The sequence below is a fragment of the Neobacillus ginsengisoli genome (assembly GCF_030813055.1).
Map to the genome: position 1 here is coordinate 63,298 of NZ_JAUSTW010000011.1, position 18,486 is coordinate 81,783.

The 18,486-nt window shown below is 37.3% G+C and carries 14 protein-coding genes and 1 pseudogene; all 15 read left to right on the plus strand.

What is annotated here, in order from left to right; translation table 11 throughout:
* The first annotated feature begins 1,269 nt into the window (after window positions 1–1,269).
* Window positions 1,270–2,799: a PucR family transcriptional regulator gene (locus J2S10_RS24285; protein WP_307413257.1), complete on the plus strand. Its 1,530-nt coding sequence runs from the start codon at window positions 1,270–1,272 to the stop codon at window positions 2,797–2,799.
* A 160-nt stretch (window positions 2,800–2,959) separates the two neighbouring features.
* On the plus strand, window positions 2,960–3,610 hold the full coding sequence (locus tag J2S10_RS24290) for an aspartate/glutamate racemase family protein (RefSeq protein ID WP_307413258.1): 651 nt from the start codon (window positions 2,960–2,962) through the stop codon (window positions 3,608–3,610).
* Between the two features lie 75 nt (window positions 3,611–3,685).
* Window positions 3,686–4,609, plus strand: coding sequence for a DMT family transporter (locus J2S10_RS24295; protein ID WP_307413261.1), 924 nt, complete (start codon window positions 3,686–3,688; stop codon window positions 4,607–4,609).
* A gap of 1,407 nt (window positions 4,610–6,016) precedes the next feature.
* Window positions 6,017–7,585 carry a glutathione ABC transporter substrate-binding protein gene (locus J2S10_RS24300; RefSeq protein ID WP_307413263.1) on the plus strand — a complete coding sequence of 523 codons (1,569 nt, stop codon included), beginning with the start codon at window positions 6,017–6,019 and terminating at the stop codon, window positions 7,583–7,585.
* Window positions 7,586–7,672: 87 nt separating this feature from the next.
* Complete coding sequence (nikB, locus tag J2S10_RS24305) at window positions 7,673–8,596, plus strand: nickel ABC transporter permease (protein ID WP_307413265.1); 924 nt, start codon at window positions 7,673–7,675, stop codon at window positions 8,594–8,596.
* A gap of 12 nt (window positions 8,597–8,608) precedes the next feature.
* Complete coding sequence (locus J2S10_RS24310; protein ID WP_307413268.1) at window positions 8,609–9,505, plus strand: ABC transporter permease; 897 nt, start codon at window positions 8,609–8,611, stop codon at window positions 9,503–9,505.
* Window positions 9,506–9,520: 15 nt separating this feature from the next.
* Window positions 9,521–10,510, plus strand: coding sequence for an ABC transporter ATP-binding protein (locus J2S10_RS24315; protein WP_307413272.1), 990 nt, complete (start codon window positions 9,521–9,523; stop codon window positions 10,508–10,510).
* Window positions 10,503–11,471: an ABC transporter ATP-binding protein gene (locus J2S10_RS24320; protein WP_307413274.1), complete on the plus strand. Its 969-nt coding sequence runs from the start codon at window positions 10,503–10,505 to the stop codon at window positions 11,469–11,471. The genes J2S10_RS24315 and J2S10_RS24320 overlap by 8 nt, the downstream gene beginning before the upstream one ends.
* Window positions 11,472–11,503: 32 nt before the next feature.
* On the plus strand, window positions 11,504–12,376 hold the full coding sequence (locus J2S10_RS24325; protein ID WP_307413277.1) for a sugar phosphate isomerase/epimerase family protein: 873 nt from the start codon (window positions 11,504–11,506) through the stop codon (window positions 12,374–12,376).
* A gap of 36 nt (window positions 12,377–12,412) precedes the next feature.
* Window positions 12,413–13,471, plus strand: a complete 1,059-nt coding sequence (locus J2S10_RS24330) for a Gfo/Idh/MocA family protein (RefSeq protein ID WP_307413280.1) — start codon at window positions 12,413–12,415, stop codon at window positions 13,469–13,471.
* Between the two features lie 3 nt (window positions 13,472–13,474).
* The gene (locus J2S10_RS24335) at window positions 13,475–14,362 is read left to right on the plus strand and encodes a sugar phosphate isomerase/epimerase family protein (protein WP_307413283.1); all 888 of its coding nucleotides are present in this window, start codon (window positions 13,475–13,477) and stop codon (window positions 14,360–14,362) included.
* A gap of 170 nt (window positions 14,363–14,532) precedes the next feature.
* Entirely contained in the window at window positions 14,533–15,687 is a 1,155-nt protein-coding gene (locus tag J2S10_RS24340; protein WP_307413285.1) for an ROK family transcriptional regulator, read from the plus strand.
* A gap of 36 nt (window positions 15,688–15,723) precedes the next feature.
* Complete coding sequence (locus J2S10_RS24345) at window positions 15,724–16,761, plus strand: asparaginase (RefSeq protein WP_307413287.1); 1,038 nt, start codon at window positions 15,724–15,726, stop codon at window positions 16,759–16,761.
* Between the two features lie 56 nt (window positions 16,762–16,817).
* Window positions 16,818–17,465 carry a copper homeostasis protein CutC gene (locus J2S10_RS24350; RefSeq protein ID WP_307413289.1) on the plus strand — a complete coding sequence of 216 codons (648 nt, stop codon included), beginning with the start codon at window positions 16,818–16,820 and terminating at the stop codon, window positions 17,463–17,465.
* Window positions 17,466–17,932: 467 nt separating this feature from the next.
* Window positions 17,933–18,456 (plus strand): annotated as a pseudogene (locus tag J2S10_RS24355) (glycoside hydrolase family 38 N-terminal domain-containing protein); the annotation flags it as partial.
* Window positions 18,457–18,486 lie beyond the last annotated feature (30 nt).

The window sequence follows — 18,486 nt, forward strand, 5'->3', positions numbered from 1 at the left end:
GGATGTAATTTTATCGAATCATTTTTCCATGTTGTAATTTCTAAAAGGATTTTGGTGTCCTTTCTTTCAGATAACAGCCGTTCCATCTCTTCTATTTGCGTTTCATCCAGATGTGGTCTAGGAGTCCCCACCAATCAATTCTTACGACTTTAGAGTAAAGGACAATTAAGTGAAAAAGATGGAGGGATAAGTGCAGCAAGGTCATAATAAAGTGACCCCGAAAAGTTAGACAGGATATTTTATTAGGCAACTTTTAGGGCTTGAGTTCGGTATTGCACCGGACTCAAGCCTTTTACTTTTTCTTTTTGTTCGTAATCGTGTCCGTGGTTGTATAGTGCTATACATTATTATCACCAAAATTTTATTATTGGTATTTTCGTAATGTTTATTCTTTTATTCACCATGAGATGTATTTTCTTTAGACGCATTATTTATAATAAGGTGAAATATTCCGTTGTAACACAATAGATAAACGATTCGTTTTCTTCAATTTTTGAAAAAGCTACTCAAAATCAATTTCCATCTGGAGTGTCTGTTCGCCCCCGAACACCGGTATTAATTTTAACTAAAGCCCCTTTTTTCTTCGGGTATAACAAGGATTGTGAGTTTAGTCTTCACGACTGAACAAGCAATCCTTGTTATTTTAGTCGTGTCTTATAATCATGTACGTAAAAATATTGTGCTACCACATTTGGGAATCTCTTTTCAGACAAGAGATTCCCTTTAAGTAGCTCAAATCACAAAAGAAGCCGATCCAAAAGAGAGTCGGCTTCTTTTGTTATATTGGGATGTTGGATGGCAGTCAGCAAAAAAAAATAGTTGACGTCTAGTTAACGCCGGTTACGATAGTCGTAATGGACAATTTTTCGTACCCGAGGATTCATGGAATTATGTTTTTCACAGCTATCAACAAATATAGACTACTATTTCATGTTAGGTTTTAAATAAATTGTTCTCCCATATGTATCGCTTACGCCACCTGTTATGTTTCCTGAGCAACGTTAACAGCCTTATAAATGCAAGTAATGTAACGCAGCAACTGTTACTTATAAAAGAAAAATATGATTGTAAAGAGGCACTTAGGATAAATACAAGTTGTCTCTTTATTTAGGTTTTCCAGTTTCTTACTTTTTGTTGTGTTTTGTAAATTTTAATAGAGATAACTGAAATTTTGTCTACACTTGAAATTGTAATGTACAGTCATGAGAAGGGCATGTAGAATATTTTTTAATAGACTGTGTAAATAAATAATGGAATAGGTGAAATAAGATGAATCCAGCCGGGATTACATTACGTGAGTTACTCGACCTCCCAGTATTAAAAGATGCCAAGGTAATTAGTGGCGAAAAGGGGCTAAATAGAGTAGTTCGATACATAGATATTATGGAGGTGCCGGACATTAGCGGCTGGTTGAGGGAAGGAGAATTACTCCTTACAACAGCGTATTCCATTCGTCACGAGCCGGCATTACTTCCAAAATTAGTGAAACAATTGGCAGAGGCAAATGCTGCGGCTTTAGCGATTAAACCGGAAAGGTTTTTACATGAAATGCCTAAAGCAATGATTCAAATGAGCAATACATTTGATCTACCTATTATTCAGCTTCCAAAAGGTATTCCTTACATTGATATTACTCATGCAGTAATGGAACAAATCATCAATAAGCAATCATCATTACTTAGAAAATCAGAAGAAATCTATAAGATGTTGACCACTTTAGTTCTTGAGAATAGTGGGATTCAAGCAGTGGCCGATAATGTTTCTCTATTATTAAAATTACCCATTTGGCTTATAGATAAGACGGGGGAAACAATCGTCGCCTCACCGTCCAATGCCCATTATCATTCCTCACCAAATCCGCGCTATTGGGAAATTAGGGTGGATAAGGAGATGGTAGGAAAGCTGATTGTTGACAAGGAGAAATTAGATGAGCTAGACCAGGTTTGTATTGAACAAGCACGGCTTGTGTTTTCGTTAGAATTAATGAGGAGAAAAACAGCAGTGGATACGGAAAAGAGGTTGCGCGGCAATTTTGTTGATGAGCTATTATCCGGTTTGCCACTATCGAAACAGGAGATTATGAGTAAAGGGAGTCAATTAGGTTTAAAACCAGAGGCGATTTGGGAAGTCGCCATTATTGAAGGCGAAAAAGAGGAGATATCCAGACATATCGATAAATTAAATCATACATTAGCCGAAGAATCTCAAAAGCATCATATTAAATCACATATCCATTGGATAGGTGAAAGATTAGTTTTATTACTTGGATCACCAAGCCAAGAAATACCAACTCAGAATCCGAAGAAGGACACCTTTAATTGGAGAGAAAAATTGATACCCTTTATTCAGCATTGTAGTGGGATTCGAATTGGATTTGGGGAGAAAGTTCAATTATGGGATGTACAGAAAAGTTATGTAGAAGCAAAAAAAGCCGTCATTTTTGGTATGAGGTTAGATAATCAAAAAAGGGTTTTTACTTTTGAAGAAATAGAAATGTTTCATTTATTAATGGATGTTTCCGAATCAGTGGAAATGGACAAGTTTGTAGAAAAAAAGATAGGGAAGCTTAATCAATATGATCAGGAGAATGGAACAGACTTTGTAAAAACATTATATTACTATATTTATACACGAGGCAGTTTATTAGAAACGGCAAAACATTTGTTTTTACACAGAAATTCAGTTGAATACCGAGTGGATAAAATTCGGGAATTATTTGACATCCACACGGAAAATAGCCAAGAAAGATTGGTTTATTTCTTTTGTATCTCTTACCACTTATTCAAAAATAATGAATAAAACAGGGTATGTTGTGCCGAGAGCACAACATACCCTGTTTATTTTTGGTTTCAGGGGACGTGTTCATCTTGTTAAATATACATTAAAATTTAAATATTCATTACTTTCAACTTTTTCTGAATAATGGAGAAATAAAACATTTTAGAAAGGAGATCAATAAATGATTGGTGTCATACGGGTTTTTACGACGGAGATAGAAGAAATTCTTGAACAGCATAGAAAAATAATTTCCAAAAGCTACGGGGTCCCAACAATCAATAAATGTATACCTGATCAGCCGCTAGGAATCTTTAATGTTGAAACAGAAGAGATGGCAGTCCCTAAGATCGTAGCGTTAGGAAAAAGGTTGGAGCAAGAGGGATGCAAGGCTCTAACCATTATCTGTGCTGCTGATCCTGCAATTGAGGAGCTTAGAAAGGAAGTAGCCATCCCAGTCATTGGAGCAGGAAGTGCAGCGGCCCTTACAGCTTTAGCCCTTGGTCAGCCAGTGGGAGTCCTCGGAATCACCGATACGCCGCCACCGGTAATAGAAAACCTATTAGGAAACCTATTAGTAGGGTATTTACGGCCAGAAGGAGTGACAAATACAACCGACCTATTGACTCCAACTGGTAGAACACGAGGGTTGGAAGCTGTTAAACAATTATTAAACCAAGGGGCAAAAGTTATTGTGTTTGCCTGCACCGGTTTTTCAACAATTGGCCTAGCAGACCTATTACGGCAAGAATTAGATGTTCCTATTATTGATGGAGTGGAAGCAGAAGGATTGTTTGCATCCACACTTTACAAGCAACAGGCTTCAAATGCATGACAATCATGGCAGCGGCCACGTTTAACCATGCGAAAAGCTTAAAATAAGGTTTTTGCTTTGAAAGAGGGTTATTTTTTGGCCAAATCCTATCTCATTCTTTTATCTTGTGTTTTTATTTGGGCAGGGAACTACCTCGCCCGGCAATTCCTGCTAAAAGAATTTTCTCCTTTTTTTCTTTCTGCTTTTAGCTTGACTGTTATATCGATTTTCTTTTGTTTGATGGGGTTTATTACTAAATCCTTTGTTCGACCGCGACGGAAGGAATTCATGCTTTTGTGTTGTGCTGGTTTAATAGGATTGGTTGCCAATCAAATATTCTTATTTACAGGCTTAAAATATTCAACAGCGACCAATGCCTCGTTAATTTTCAACATGTCTCCACTGATTACAGCCGCGCTTGCGGGTGTAATCCTTAAAGAGAAGATTACACGGCAGATGATTATTGGTAGTTTCATTGCCATTATTGGACTATATTTTGTATTATCTGTCAAAGGACAATTTGTCTTCGGCATGGGGGATTTGTTATTACCTGGTGCCACTACAACATTTTCCTTCAACCTTATTTTTGTCCGTTTGCTGTCGAAGCGTCTATCACCATTCATTATTACGTCCTATAGTTTTTTTATTGGTGCTATTATTTATGATCCTTTTATCTTAATAGGGACGAACATTAATTGGAATCATTCAATTTCAATTTGGTTATTTGCTGTCATGTCAGTGTTGATTGGCCAAGGAATAACCACCATGATGTGGAATAGTGCTATGAATAACCTAGGCGCTTCAAGGTCTGCTATCGTGCTAAACTTACAACCAATTATGACGATGCTACTAGATTTTTTGATTTACCAAAATCCCCTTACTGTAAAAAAAATATTTGGTGCTGTACTCGTTTTTACAGGTATTCTTCTAAGCACAGTGCAAATAGGTTTTATTTTTAAAAAGAGAATGGGCACACGGGAGAAACAAATCACAGAGGGTCAAATAGTAAAAAAACTGTAATCATCATGAAATTTTTTCACTTTTCTAAAAATTATATAGGTCGTGCAAGGAAGTAGTTCCAGAAAAATTACAAAATATAGACAGGGGGTATTTTTGTGAATCATGAACAAGACGTAAAAAAACATCCGCGTATTTTTGAACCATTTGCACAGTCTTTTACGGCAACACTCGCTATAGTGAAGAGTAAAAAGGCCTGCTATTGTTTGATTTAACAAATCACTTGGGAGTTCTATTCCTTCTAGTTCTAATCAAGAATTTGACCATTTGCTGTTCCTTCGACTGGGGCTCCGCAAGGTTTTGCTAAGGCAATAGATGAATCCATACTTGAACTCGTTGATCTTTCTGTTTACTACAAAAAATAGACTAAATGTTTCTAGGAAAACCAACCAGCTTGAGTGTATTTGAATCTAGAACTTAGGCTGGTTAAATTGCCCGCTTTTATTCTATGTGTATAACGGGGTACTATAAAACAGCAGTTCATATTCAATACATAACTTCTTTGTATAATCCTGTTAGTTATAAGGAAGTGGAATTCACATGACTAAAGAAGGGATATAAATAAATATGTCAGACGTTTAATCGGAACTGCCAAATATAATGTGAGCCTAGAAAACAAGCAGTATATTACAAAATTTGGATGGAGCCAGCAGAACTTTAGTTGGTTCTAAAACATGATAAGGATGTAAACGATAACAAACTAGTTAAGAGGGGGAAGTCAAAGCATTGAAACTATTTAAATCATTACTTACAGGGATAGCCATTTCCAGTTTGCTATTCACAGGTGCTTGTAGTAGTAGCACAAGTGAATCAAAAAAATGCATCAGGGGATGCGAATGGCAAAGTTACATTAGAGTATTGGCATACTTAAAGTTATCAGGAAGAAAAGGTACTTAAAGAGAACACTTCCGATATTCCCCCATCGTAAGTCATTTAATACAGACTTCACGTAATCACCTCGATTTTTTATCTACAGTGGTTAACAAATCCCTTTAAAGGATGAATCTTTTTTAAATTTGTAAAATTTTTATTTTTCTAAAAACAGATTGAAAACGTTTCTGACAAAAGATATAATGATTTTAATCTCACCATGAATCTTAAAATAGTATTTGTTATAACTTTACATAAAAGGAATTTTAAGAGGTTTAAAAATTTTTATTACATTAATTTCATCACTGGAGAAACTAATAGTAAAAATCGACAAAAAATATAAAGTTTTCAGCTGTTTTAAACCTATTGGTAACACCGTGGACAAAATTCGTTAATTGGATTTAAGATTACTTTCCATCAATGTTTCTGTAACAGGAAGAGAAGATTGAAGTAATCAAATCATATTTATTCAGGGGTATGACTGAGAAAATCACAACGAGACCGAAATACCTGAAAAAACTAATAAAAGGGGGAAATCAATTGAGAAAGGCTAATCTTTGGAAAATGCTGCTGTTTGTTGTCATCTCGGCAGTGGTGGTTGTTGGATGTTCCAGTAAAGAAAGTAGTGTGGAAAAGAAAGATGGAAACAAAACAAGTAATAAAGAAATGGTAATCGCTGTAAATGAAAATTTTATTTCAATGGATCCACACAATACAGGTGATACCAATTCAAACTCTGTACAATCAGCAATGCTTGAAGGTCTATTGGGATTTGATGCAGATGGAAAAATTACCCCAAAATTAGCTGAAAGTTACACTGTCAGTGAAAATGCATTGGAATACAACTTTAAACTTCGAAAAGGTGTAAAGTTTCATGACGGAGTAGATTTTAATGCTAAGGCAGTAAAGGTCAATTTTGAAAGAATTATGAAAGATAATAGTCTTCGTTTAAACAGTCGTGGATTTAATCTTATAACGAAAATAGATATCATAAATGATTATGAAATTAAGGTAACGCTAAAAGAACCTTATGCAGGAATGTTAACTAGATTTGTATCCGCGAAAATTCTTAGTCCTAAGCTACTAGCAGAAGGTAAGGAAAAAATTGCGAAAGACCCTGTCGGTACAGGTCCTTTTAAATTTGTTGAATGGATTCAAGGAGATCATTTAACAGTCGAACGTTTTGATGGTTACTGGGGTAAAGGGGAAAGGGTAAAGAAAATAACCTATAAACCAGTTCCAGAAAATGGCTCAAGAGTGGCCATGCTAAAAACAGGTGAAGCTCAGGTAATCTATCCATTACCAAGTCAAAACATAAAAGAATTGGAGAACAATAATGCCATTAAAGTAGAAAAAATTCCTTCTACTATTGCTCAATATGTATCCATTAACACAATGAAAAAACCGTTTAACGATCCTCGCGTCCGCCAGGCATTAAACTATGCAGTAGACAAGGATGCCTTTATAAGTGTTGTAAATTCAGGATTGGGGCTTCCATTAGACTCCATTATTCCTAACAAAACACTTCATTATGTGAAACAGAAAGAGTATAAACAAAATATCGAAAAAGCAAAACAATTGTTAAAAGAGGCTGGATATGATAATGGCTTCAAAACGGAAATTTGGGGGAACACCAATTCAGACACGATGAAAGGGATGCAGTTTATCCAGCAGCAATTAAAAGCAATTGGTGTAGATTTAAAAATTAAATCAATGGAAGAAGGTACCCTTTCAGACGAAATTTACGGAGCACAAAAACCTGAAGATACAAAATTACAGATGTGGTACGTAAGCTGGTCGGCCTATCCTTCTGATACAACAAATGCAACGAAGCCATTATTCTATGGCGGATCCTTCCCTCCAAATGGTGCCAATACTGCTTATTATAAAAATGATCAAGTAGACAAATGGATGGAGGAGGTTAACAAAACGGCAGATCCAACAAAACAGGATGAAATCTATCGTGATATTCAGTCCACCATCTATAAAGATGCGCCTTGGATTTTCCTAGGTGTGGATGAAATTCTAGCTGGTAAGAGAACAAATGTTGATGGCGTGGTCATTACACCAGATGGTGGAATTGACGTCACGGATGCAAATATGAAGTAAGTTAAATGAAGTAAAAGTCGTTGTAATAAAGAGGCGGAGGGGTGTTTTCCCGAAGCTTCTTTCCTTCTTTAGAAAGGGGTTTTCAACTTGATACAATATATTTTAAAAAGAATCCTTGAAATGATTCCAATCCTATTTATTGTTTCGATCTTAATCTTTCTCTTTACTCACTTAATTCCAGGGGACCCTGCCCGTTTAGTTGCGGGTAAGGATGCCACGTTAGACGAGGTAGATGTTATTAGAGCACAGCTAGGACTCAATCAACCCATTTGGGAACAATATCTTACCTATATGAATCATTTATTTCATGGCAATTTAGGCACATCACTTAAAACAAAACTACCTGTTACAGATATGTTTGGCGACCGTTTTATGCCATCTATTTATTTAACATTAGCGAGCATGGTATGGGCTTTAGAGGTCGGTTTACTGATTGGTACGTTATCAGCCGTTTTTAAAAATAAATGGCAGGATTATCTAGGGATGGTGACTGCCGTTTCAGGAATCTCGTTACCAGGTTTTTGGTTAGGATTAATCCTCATTCAGATTTTCTCAGTGCAGCTGGGATGGTTTCCAACAGGAGGTGCTGAAGGCTGGAAAAGCTATGTTTTACCTTCGTTAACTCTAGGAGCAGGTATTATGTCAATGCTTGCACGTTTTACAAGGTCCTCATTGTTAGAAACTCTCAAAGCTGATTTTATTCGAACGGGACGAGCGAAGGGGCTAAAGGAGTCAGTTGTTATTCCTAAACATGCACTAAGAAACTCATTGATTCCAGTTGTTACCATTGCAGGTCTGCAGTTTGGATTTTTATTAGGTGGGTCTGTAGTGGTAGAAACGGTTTTTAGTTTTCCAGGAATGGGCCGGTTATTAATTGATTCCATAGCCTTTAGGGATTACCCAGTCATTCAGGCAGAATTATTACTGTTCTCCGTTGAATTTATTGTCGTAAATTTAATTATTGACCTTTTATATAGTTTTCTCAATCCTAAAATCCGCTACGCAGTATAGAGGAGGGTAGTAATGGAATTATCTAAGGCAGTAAATCAGAATAACACCGTCATCACAGAGAAAAAGTATTCTCCGTTACAAGATTTTTGGAAAAATTGGAAAAGGCAAAAGACCGCGTTCTGGGCAAGTCTTTTTATTCTATTGCTGATTATCATTGCTGTAATTGGTCCTTACATAGCGCCACATGATCCATATAAACCTGATTATAATGCTTTATTAAAGGGCCCTAGCAAAGATCACATAGCTGGTACGGATGAATATGGTCGAGATATTTTTAGCCGTTTACTAGCAGGTGCAAGAATTTCACTTAGTGTTAGCTTTCTTTCTGTATCTATAGGAGCCATTATTGGAACTATTTTAGGACTTGTTAGTGGCTATTTTGGTGGATGGTTAGATCGTCTCATCATGAGAGCGAGTGACGTCATGTTTGCCTTTCCAGATATATTATTAGCGATTGCTATTGTCGCCATATTGGGGCCGGGATTAACAAATGTGGTCATTGCCGTATCCATCTTTGGTGTCCCATCCTTTGCTAGATTGGTTAGAGGATCCACGCTTGAGGCAAAAGAAACACTATTTGTAGAAGCTGCCAAATCAATGGGAGCATCGCATATTAGGATTATGTTTCAACATATTCTGCCTGAAACACTCGGTAGTTTAATTGTCTTTGTATCGATGAGGATTGGAACAGCTATTCTGGCTGCCTCCAGTTTAAGCTTCCTTGGTTTAGGTGCAAGCCCGGAAACACCGGATTGGGGAGCGATGTTGAGTCTTGGCCGTGATTATTTAGGTACATCTCCACATGTAGTCATAATGCCAGGTATTGCCATCTTTTTAACCGTTTTAGCATTCAACGTCGTCGGTGATGGTTTACGAGATGTGTTGGACCCTAAAACGAAGAATGAATAAGGGAGTTTGAAAAGGATGGAGAAGCTGCTGCAAGTAGATAATCTTGAAACTGTATTCACGAAGGATAAACAAAAAATTAAAATTTTACATGGTGTTAACTTTCACATTAATAAAGGCGAGGTTATCGGCCTTGTTGGTGAGTCTGGAAGTGGAAAAAGCATAACATCACTTTCAATCATGAAATTATTCAAAGGGACGAGTGGAGAAATTACCAGCGGCAGGATTCAATTTAATAATGAGGATTTAGCGAATAAATCCGAAGATGAAATGAGAAAGATTCGCGGGAAACAAATCGCAATGATTTTTCAAGAACCCATGACATCCTTAAATCCGGTGATGAAAATTGGGGAACAGCTACTGGAGCCAATTCGCCTTCATTTAGGATTAAAAGAGAAAAAGGCACGGGAACATGCGGTCTCAATCTTAAAAAAGGTAGGCATCCCAAGAGCAGAGGAAATTATGAGTGAGTTTCCGCATCAGTTATCTGGAGGTATGCGTCAAAGAATCATGATTGCAATGGCTATATCCTGTCATCCTCAGTTACTGATAGCGGATGAGCCGACAACTGCACTTGATGTCACAATCCAAGCACAAATATTAGATTTAATGAAACAGCTTCAACAAAAGGAAAAAATGTCTGTTCTATTGATTACCCATGATTTAGGTGTTGTCGCAGAAATGTGTGATCGGGTGGTAGTTTTGTACGCAGGAAAAGTGGTTGAAGAGGCTGATGTATTCGATTTATTTGAAAGTCCAAAACATCCTTACACAAAAGGACTAATTGGTTCTGTACCAAAGCTTGGTCAGAAAAAGGATAAATTGGATTCCATTAAAGGAAACGTCCCAGATCCAAGTAATTTGCAAAAAGGATGCAAATTTGCTCCAAGATGTAACGATGCGATGTCTATTTGTATTAAAGAAGAACCACCAGAAATGAATTTTGAAAATGGCAGGTCTTGTAGTTGTTGGTTGTACAAAGAGGAGAGGGGGCGCATTCGTGTCTAATACTCTTTTAAAAGTAACTGGGTTAAAAAAGTCATTTTCCATTCCTGATGGCATGTTTGGAAAGAAGAAAACGTTAAAAGCCGTCCATGATGTATCATTCATGATTCCGGAGGGGAAGACCTTTAGCCTTGTTGGGGAAAGTGGCTGCGGAAAATCAACAACAGGGAGGTTGATTTCTAGGCTAATTGCACCGAGTCAGGGAGAAATCTGGATTGACGGGGAAGAAATTTCGCAAAGAAAGGAATCTCAATTAAAAATAATGAGAAAAAAGGTGCAAATGATTTTCCAGGATCCCTATGCCTCTCTTAATCCTAGAATGAAAGTTCGCGATATCGTAGCAGAACCACTTGCAATTCATACAAACCTTTCAAAAGCACAACGGTATAAACGGGTATCTGAAATTTTAGAAGTCGTGGGGTTAAGTGAGTATCATGCCAATCGATACTCTCATGAGTTCAGTGGCGGACAGCGTCAGCGCATTGGCATTGCTCGGGCACTTATCATGAAACCAAAGTTGATTATTGCTGATGAACCAGTGTCTGCATTAGATGTTTCGATCCAAGCCCAGATCCTTAACCTTTTGAAGGATTTACAATCTGAATTTAACTTAACCTATTTATTTATTTCACATGATTTAAGTGTTGTTGAGCACATAAGTGACCATATTGGAGTTATGTATTTAGGAACCATTGTGGAGTCTGGTCCGAAGGAGATTTTATTCTCAAACCCGCAGCATCCCTATACAAAAGCACTATTGTCATCCATTCCGATTCCGGACCCGAGATTAAGAAGGGAAAGAATTATTTTACAAGGTGATTTACCTAGTCCGGTTAATCCGCCAACAGGCTGTCGGTTTCATACACGCTGCCCCGTTGCGATGGATATTTGTAAAGTTACGGAACCTTCCGTTAAAAAAGGTGGAACAGCAGACCATTTTGTTGCTTGTCATTTAGTAGAATAGTAGTTTTAAAAAAATAATAGGAGTGATTTTTAATGAAAGTAGGATTAAGTACGTACAGTTTGGTTAGAGAATTAAGAGAAGGTACCATGACGATATTAGATGTCATCCAATGGATTGCTGATCATGGCGGCGAACATATGGAAATCGTCCCATACGGTTATTCTGTAGTAGATAATGTAGACCTAGCCGATCAAATAAAGGAAAAAGCTGCATCTTTAGGTGTTGAGCTGTCAGCCTATTCTATGCCTGCAAACTTTGTTCAAGAGACAGAAGAAGCTTTTCATGAAGAAGTGGAACGGTTAAAAAAACATGTTGATATTGTGAATCGTTTAGGTATCAAGATCATGCGTCATGATGTAACGGCATTTACTTTACAGCCGGAAGAAATGACGATTCATTATTTTGATAAGCATTTTTCAAAATTAGTAAAAGGATGCCAGCTGCTTGCTGATTATGCAGCACAGCTCGGTATTACTACCACCATTGAAAATCATGGATTTAATGTACAATCGAGTGATCGTGTCCAACGGGTGATTCATGCCGTGAACCGTGAGAATTTTAAAACAACACTTGATGTTGGGAATTTCCTTTGTGTCGATGAAGACCCGCTTGTAGGGGTGAAGAAAAATATTAAATATGCCGCTACTGTTCATTTTAAAGATTTCTATATTCGTCCTTACTTTGAAAACCCTGGCGATGGAGTTTGGTTTAGGACGGTCAATGAAAACTATTTGCGGGGAGCCATTGTCGGCCATGGAGACCTAAATATTCGTGAGATTATGAAATTAGTGAAAAACTCCGGATATGATGGCTATTTAACGGTAGAGTTTGAGGGAATGGAAGATTGTAAAGTCGGCTCTAAAATTGGAATGGATAATGTAAGAAGATTATGGGATGAAGTATAGTCATCGAATAATACTATGTTGAAAGGATGAATGAATTTGGATCTTTTACGAGTTTGTGTGGTTGGCACCGGTTCGATTTCTGATATGCATTTTCAATCATTTGCGAACAACCCAAATGCCATTTTATATGGAGTATATGATTATTCACAAGAAAGAGCGGAAGAAAAGTCAAAGAAATATGGAATAGAAAAGGTGTATGCCTCTTTGGAAGAGGTTTTTCATGACCCTCATGTAGATGCAGTCAGTATTTGCACCTGGAATAATACCCATGCTGAAATTTCCATTGGTGCCTTAAAAGGCGGCAAACATGTTTTGGTTGAAAAACCACTGTCTATGACTGTAGAAGAAGCATTAAAGGTGGAGGAAGCAACACGAAAATATAATAAAACATTACAGGTTGGCTTCGTGAGGAGATTTGCAACGAACGCGAAGCTATTAAAATCCTTTATTGATCATGGAAAGTTAGGAGAAATCTATTATGCCAAAGCCTCGTGTCTACGTCGGTTGGGGAATCCAGGAGGATGGTTTGCTGATAAAGAACGCTCTGGAGGTGGCCCATTAATTGATCTTGGCGTACATATTATTGATATTTGTTGGTATTTAATGGGGCGTCCAAAGGTGAAATCCATCTCAGGGAACACCTATCGGAAACTAGGAAACCGTGGAAACATAGAGAATTTACGTTTTTATAAAGCAGCAGACTATGATAATGGAAAAAATACCGTGGAAGATTTAGCAAATGCCCTCATTACATTTGAGAATGGTGCTTCATTGCTAGTAGATGTTTCTTTTACTTTACATGCACAGAAAGATGAAATTCAGGTAAAATTATACGGGACTAAAGGCGGAGCTGAATTAGAACCGGAGTTAGTTTTAATTAGTGAAGAAAATGACACCATTCTGAATGTTCACCCACAAATTGATCATCTCACATTTGATTTTTCCAATGCATTTCAAAATGAAATTGATTCGTTTGTGACAAGCTGCTTAACGGGCACAAAACCAGTAGCACCTATTGAAGATGGTGTTGAAATCATGAAAATTTTAGCTGGTATTTATGAAGCCTCAGAAAAGAAGTGCGAGGTGACATTTTAACCAATGAATCGTATAAAAGTTAACAATAAAATTGGTGTAATTGTTGATAGTCTTCGATTACCACTCCGGGAAGGACTAAAAGCAGTAAAAGATATGGGAGCTGATGGTGTTCAAATCTATGCTGTTTACGGTGAAATGGCACCTGAAAATATAAGTGCTATTTTACGTAAGGAGCTAAAAGCTTATATTGAGTCACTAGGATTAGAAATCTCGGCACTTTGTGGTGATTTAGGAGGTCACGGGTTCCAGGACCTCCATCAGAACCGAGAGAAAATTGAAAAATCTAAACGGATTTTGGATCTCGCGGTGGAACTTGGGACCAAAATCGTAACGACTCATATCGGTATGATTCCGGAAGAAAAGAAAAGTCCAATTTATGAAGCCATGCAAATAGCTTGTGAGGAGCTAGGGGTTTATGCAAAAAGTATGAATGCATACTTTGCAATCGAAACGGGTCCTGAAACCGCTTCAAGATTAAAAGACTTTTTGGATAGCTTAAGTACCAATGGTGTCTCAGTCAATTTTGACCCAGCCAATATGGTGATGGTAACGGGTGATGATCCTGTAGAAGGTGTAAATCTCCTCAAAGATTATATTGTCCACACCCATGTGAAGGATGGGATCCGGTTAAAACCAGTAGATCCTCGTAATGTCTACGGGGCCCTAGGCTATGGAGGCGGTACTGACCATGAAAAAATCGCCCAAATGGTAGCCTCTGGTGAGTATTTTAGAGAATTGCCGCTTGGCAAGGGAGTGGTTGATTTTCCCCGATACTTTGCGGCCTTACAAGAAATCCATTATGACGGTTATTTAACGATTGAGCGAGAAGTTAACACGAACCCAGTCAAAGATATCTCTGAGGCGATAGAATTTATTAAAACATTCAAATAAGATATAAACCCGTGATTTTAGCTATCATAGCGCATCCTATGAGGAGAACCCAATTCTCTCTCTAGGATGTTACTTTTAAAAAATGATGTTAGTTCTTTCTTATGTGAGAATTAACATGATTTTTTAAGGAGATTTTTCAAAATTATTACTTAAAAAAAGGATGTAATGGAATGGAAAAACAAGATCAACTTTTAATGAAAAAGCAGAACAAGAACTTAGTCCTTGAAATTATCAAAAACCAATCTCCTATTTCTAGAATGGAAATTGCGAAAGTAACTGGAATGAGCCCAACATCCATTACCAGAATCGTTAATGAGTTACATTTACAAGGATTTGTGAGAGAAACGGAATTAGTTACTTCTGGAGTAGGAAGAAAGGCTGTATTACTTGATGTCTGTGGTGATGTTCTTTATACAGTTGGTGTAGAAATCGATAAATTAATTATCAAGATAGGTATCGTAAATTACGTAGGGGAAATTGTTGCATGGAAGGGTATTCCCAGAGACGTCTCTGAGAGTTACTATGAAACGCTTGAAAAAGTGAATGTGAATGTAAAGGAATTGATTTCTAAAAATTGTATCCTTAATAAAAGAATTATTGGGATAGGGGTAGGAATACCAGGCTCTATTGATTATAAAAATGGCGTTGTAAAGGTATCGGATCAACTAAAATGGAAAAATGTAAATATTGCTAAAGACCTTAAACAACTAACCGCATTCGATGTCATGATCGACAATGAATTAAAAATGAAGATAGTGGCTGAGAATTCTAAGGGAATCGCAAAGGATTCTCAAAATGCGGTCCTTGTCGGGATTGGATCGGGTATCGGTTCTGCTATTATTCTTAATGGAGAAATCTACCGTGGGGATTCCAATAATGCAGGGGAAATCGGTCATACGGTTATTGATCCGACTGGAAATGTATGCAATTGCGGGAAAATAGGCTGCCTTGCAACCTATATATCCGAAGGGGCTCTTATCGATGATAGCAGGAAAGTAAAGGAGATTGACACTATTGATGATGTATTTGATTCCTACCGAAATGGCGAGTCATGGGCAATCAATATTATGGATCGAACATCGACCTACATAGCTCTTGCGATTAGCAATATATTATGTCTTTACAATCCAGAGGTCATTATTCTGAGTGGAAATACCATTGAAAAACTTCCTGAAATTAAAGAACCGATCAAACAGAAATGTGAATTATATATTTGGGAACCATTAAAAGAAAGAATCAAAATTGCCTTTTCGCAGTTAGGTGATCGTGGGGTTGTACTTGGTGCAGCGATTCAGGCGCAAAATCTAATGCTAGATTTAGAGTAGTTAGTGATTTTTTTTAACAAGAGGAGATGTAGATTCATGAATTCAGTACCCTTAGTGGAGGAAACAAGAGCGGGATTAATTGAAAATATTCATTCAGGAATGATTTGCGGAGTAAATGAAAAATTAGAAACTGTATACCATGTGGGAAATCAGGAGCATTACACGTATTATCGGTCTGCTGCCAAGCCGATCCAAGCGTTACCCGTATTTCTATTGAATGTTATAACTAAATACGGTTTAACAAGGGAAGAAGCGGCTCTGTTTACAGCTTCTCACAGAGGTGAAACCTGTCATATAGCTGCTCTTGAATCGATGTTGAAGAAATTACCAGTCAATGAAGACGAATTATTTTGTCCTTATTCATATCCTTTAAATGTGGAACCGAGAGAGGAAATGTTAAGAAGAAACAAGGAAAAAAGAAAGCTTTACCATAACTGTTCAGGTAAACATATGGGTTTTATCACAGTTTGCCGTGAACTAGGGTATCCTATTGAAGGATATTGGGAAGTGGATCATCCGCTCCAACAACAAATATTGAATATTCTTTCGAGGTTATCTGAAGTTCCCATTTCTGAGATTAAAATTGGAAAAGACGGCTGCGGTGTCCCTGTTTTTGCGATTCCATTAAAGAAAATGGCCATGACCTACCTAAAATTAGCTTGTCCAGATTTAATTAAGGACCCATTATTGCAAAAAACAGTTACTCAAATGATTAGCATTATGAATGAGCATCCAATTATGGTTGCTTCCGAGCAATTTATTTGTTCCCTATTGCTTCAAGATCAAAATATCGTGGCAAAAGGCGGAGCGCAGGGGGTCTATTGCTTCGGTTTGAAGAAGGAAAGACTTGGATTTTCCTTAAAAGTGTTAAATGGTTCAGAAGAGGTCTGGCCTATCATCGTAGCCGCTATTCTTGAACAAATTGGTTATAAAAATAAAGATACAATTAATAGTTTAAGAGCTTTAAAACCATATATCATTAAAAATGATGCAGGGGCTGAAGTTGGGACGGTTTATGAAAGGTTCTTGCTTATAGGAGCACATGATGAACCTGCAAGTAATCAGGAGATTTGATATGAGTTGGTGGTTTCTAGAGTTTTCATTGAGTAGTATCTACAAGGTGGGTGTTTATGCTAAAAGAAGTTTGTGTAGAAAATTTTACATTGGTTCCTGAGGCTATTGCAAGGGGGGCTCGTCGCATTGAGCTTTGTGACAACCTATCTGTAGGCGGCACCACAGTTAGTCATGGGGTGGCTGCAAAAACCATTCAATACTGTAAAAGCAAAAATATTAAGGTTATGACAATGATCAGACCTAGAGGTGGAAGCTTTATTTATAATAAAGAAGAAATAGAGATTATGCAGAATGATATTGCTCATTTCAAACAGTTGGGGACAGATGGAGTGGTGCTGGGCTGCTTAGCTGATTCAGGGTGGATTGATGAGGTTGCAATGCTTTTACTTCTAGAATTAGCAAAAGGACTGGATATCACCTTTCACATGGCGTTTGATCAGATCAAGCCCGAATATCAGGTTGAAGCGATTGATTGGCTTGTTAAACATGGTGTGAATCGGATTTTAACTCACGGAGGACCGATGGATTCCCCGATTGAAGATAACCTGATCCGGTTGAAGGAATATGTAGATTATGCTGCAGGCAGAATAATGATCCTGCCTGGCGGGAACATCACAGAAAAGAACCTAAATGAAATTGCAACGAAATTAAATATTAGAGAAGCTCATGGGACAAAAATAGTAGGGGAACTCTTAACTAGGTAAGATATTTCAATTCATTGTCACCGTCCCATTATTGTTATTTCAGGTTCAGGGGAGGAATCGGAGATCCTATATTTGTCCAGACAAGATTTTAATAATAATGAAAAAAGCTAAAGGCTTTTCGGCAATCTAAAAGGAGAGGATACGCTCTCCTTTTTCTATTTTAAAAATATTTTAATATGTTTACATACTAAGTTTGTTTAGTTGAATCCCAGCCATTTCTTACACTATCTATTTATGAGCAAGAGAAGAATAAAAACTACTTAAATCAGTCATTATTATAATCCATGTTGCTTGAAACTATCTTTATGAAAATGGACTATTTTTAGAATCACTGAAAAATCTTTATGACTTAAAGATTCTCTATTGCTACTTGAAGAGGGATTTTTTATTGTTAACATTATAGTATTTATGATAAAAATGATAGCGTTTTCGAGTTGCTATAAAACAAATGAAGGAGGGGAAGCTTTGTGACGAAGACTGCTCATATTATATCCTATTCACACTGGGACAGAGAGTGGTATTTATCCTTTGAGAAACATTGCTAATACTTCATTCGGCTTATGAATAATCTAATCGAGCAGTTCGAAAAGGATGGAAATCTATTTAAATCGTTTCACCTGGATGGTCAAACAGTTCTTCTAGAAGATTATTTCGAGGTTCATCCGGAAAAGCGGGCGATTGTCAAAAAGCTAATTGAAGAAAAAAACTATATATAGACTGGTATGTTCTACAGGATGCTTTTTTAACAAGCTCAGAATCAAATGTCCGGAACTTATTAATTGGAATGAACGAGGCAAAATCCTATGGGCATGTATCAAAGTTGGGGTATTTTCCCGATACGTTTGGGATTTATGGGCAAGCGCCACAGCTATTAAAACAAGCGGGTATCGATATAGCAGCATTTGGACGGGGGGTTAAACCTACCGGGTTTAATAACACAGTTTCAGACTCGCCGTCGTTTGAGTCACCTTTTTCCAAAATGGTTTGGAAATCTCACTAAGTTCAACTTAGGTCGTCATAA